2 protein-coding genes are annotated in these 1,613 nt (G+C 64.8%); one reads left to right on the forward strand and one right to left on the reverse strand.

Translation table 11 applies throughout. The features are described 5' to 3' along the window. The coding region (locus tag EOA29_RS35825) for a GMC family oxidoreductase (protein ID WP_245468723.1) at positions 1-648 on the forward strand (648 nt) is incomplete at its 5' end. 166 nt (positions 649-814) lie between these two features. Here the strand turns inward: EOA29_RS35825 and EOA29_RS35830 are convergent. Continuing rightward, a partial coding sequence (locus EOA29_RS35830; RefSeq protein WP_127222354.1) for an alkaline phosphatase PhoX occupies positions 815-1,613 on the reverse strand: 799 nt, incomplete at its 5' end.

The raw sequence follows: 1,613 nt of genomic DNA on the forward strand, positions 1-1,613 counted from the left end.
GTCTATGCCGTCTTCGACAAGCCGGTGCACATGTATCGCGGCACCACCATGGCCGGCATCATCCGCGACGAGGCGCGCCACGATCCTTCGCGCGGCTTCGTCGGCGGCTATGAGATGGAGACGCTGTCGCTCGGCCTGCCGTTCATGGCGGCCTTCCTCAATCCGGGCGGCTGGGGCCGCTCCTTCACGACCGCGCTCGATCACTACGACCGTATGGCGGGGCTGTGGATTGTCGGCGAGGACATGCCGCGCGAGGAGAACCGCATCACGCTGCACAAGGACGAAAAGGACGAGCACGGCATGCCGATCGCAGACGTCCATTTCGACGACCATGCCAACGACACGGCGATGCGTGATCACGCCTACAAACAGGGCCAGGCTCTATATGCTGCTGTCGGCGCCACGCGAACCTTCCCGACGCCGCCCTATCCTTCGACCCATAATCTCGGCACCAACCGGATGAGCGAGAAGGCGGCCGACGGCGTCGTCAACAAGCATGGCCAGACGCACGACATCAAGAACCTGTTCGTGTCGGACGGGAGCCAGTTCACCACGGGCGGCGCCGAAAATCCGACGCTCACCATCGTCTCGTTGGCTATCCGACAGGCCGACTACATCGCCACCCAAATGTCGGCGAAAAGCATCTAGAGCGGTTCGGCGTTCATCGCCGACCCGCTCCAGTTATTTGTTTGAAGCAATTCCGGACGGAAAACCGCTACGCACTTTTCCTGGATTGCTTTCGTCCTCCCGACTGCCTACTGGCGCGGGACCCAAATCGGGGTTCCGCGCCCTTTTTTGCAAATGCCCGACAACCTTAGGCGCCGACCGGCTGACCGTCCTTGCGGCGGATGGCGACGACCGACGGGCGTGGCGGCTGGCCGTCCTTGAAGTCGGGCCACAGCGTCTCGGCCTTGTCGAGCGTCTCGGCATCCTCCGAGGGGTGTTGGACCGAGAGGAACAGCGTCGTGCCGTCTGGCGTGAAGCAGGGGCCGGTCGCCTCGGCGCCATGCGGGCAGGTGAAGAGCAGTTTCGGCAAGCCGCGCGCCGCGCCCTCGGTGTCGACGCCATAGACGCCGTCCGGAAGGTCGAAGTCGTTGGCGCCGTCGGTCGCCACCCACAGCCGGCCGGCCGGATCGAAGGTGATGTTGTCAGGGCAGACGAACCAGCCATTGTCCGACGTATCGGGGTGGAAGGTGGCGCCGACCTTGGCGTCCTTGGGGTTGCCGCAGAGCACGAAAAGGTCCCAGGCATATTTATCGGCGGTGTGGTCGGCATCGGGACCGCGGCCGCCGGGCGGGATCAGCTCGACGATGTGGCCCCAGAGGTTTTCCGGCCGCGTGTTGGCCGGGTTCACCTTGGATTCGTCGCGCTTCTTGTTCTTGGTCATGACGGCATAGACGCGGCCGGTGACCGGATTGGTCTCGATGTCCTCCGGCCTGTCCATCGGCGTCGCGCCGAGCGCGTCGGCGGCAAGGCGGGTCTTGAGCAGCACCTCGGCCTGGTCGGCAAAACCATTCTCGGCGGTGAGCTTGCCTTGGCCGTGGACCAGCGGCAGCCAGCTCACCGTGCCGTCGGCATCAAACCGCGCCACCGACAAAACGCCGTCGTCCAGG

Origin of the sequence: Mesorhizobium sp. M1E.F.Ca.ET.063.01.1.1, assembly GCF_003998155.1 — a bacterium.
Classification (GTDB): Bacteria; Pseudomonadota; Alphaproteobacteria; order Rhizobiales; family Rhizobiaceae; genus Mesorhizobium.